This window comes from Pseudoalteromonas sp. SG45-5 (assembly GCF_014164085.1).
Classification (GTDB): Bacteria; Pseudomonadota; Gammaproteobacteria; order Enterobacterales; family Alteromonadaceae; genus Pseudoalteromonas; species Pseudoalteromonas aliena.
This window is the reverse complement of the sequence record NZ_JACJEM010000220.1, coordinates 1-211: the sequence shown is the minus strand read 5'-3', so window position 1 is coordinate 211 and position 211 is coordinate 1. Positions and strand designations below refer to the sequence as shown.

The window sequence follows — 211 nt, the reverse complement described above, 5'->3', positions numbered from 1 at the left end:
AAAATGTTGATGGCTCATTTAAATAAGCGCTATTATTTAATTGCAGCCCTTATGTATGGAAGTGGCTTAAGAGTAATGGAAGCGGTGCAATTAAGGGTGAAAGATATTGATTTTGATTATAAATGTATTCAAGTATGGAATGGAAAAGGTAATAAACACCGCATTGTAACGCTGGCCATCGAGCTAATTCCTATGCTGAGAAATCAAATTT

At 34.6% G+C, this 211-nt stretch carries 1 protein-coding gene; it reads left to right on the top strand.

What is annotated here, in order from left to right; all coding sequences use genetic code 11:
* Nucleotides 1-211 (top strand): tyrosine-type recombinase/integrase (locus H5119_RS20825; RefSeq protein ID WP_182703498.1); only part of this gene is annotated, 211 nt, incomplete at both ends.